Genomic DNA, 280 nt, shown 5'->3' with positions numbered 1-280 from the left:
ACGCTCACGTGGCCCGCAGTATATGACGCAAGTAAATACCATATCTGGGGTCGCGATTCGCATGATGGGTTCGGCTTGCTGGCCACGATCAATGCTGGCCAGCCCCTGACGTGGACGGACGACGGCTCGGTTACTCCGGTCCCTCCGCTTCCTGCGTCGGGCAACTGGCCGATTCGTTACAACTCGATCGATCCGGCAGTCGGCGGCTCGCTGACAGTCAACGTGTTCTACGCGGAACGCCAGCAACGCATCGACACAAATCCGACCCGCCTGCAAATTG

Annotated in this window: 1 protein-coding gene; it reads left to right on the top strand. The window is 60.0% G+C overall.

Features of this window, described 5'->3' with window-relative positions; translation table 11 throughout:
- Nucleotides 1-75: 75 nt before the first annotated feature.
- Nucleotides 76-280: hypothetical protein (locus tag AC1RPN_RS08935; protein WP_481763835.1), on the top strand; the 205-nt coding region annotated here is incomplete at its 3' end.

The sequence above is a fragment of the Dellaglioa sp. CoH-57-MRSF-20 genome (assembly GCF_056781955.1).
This window is presented reverse-complemented; position numbering and strand designations above follow the sequence as displayed.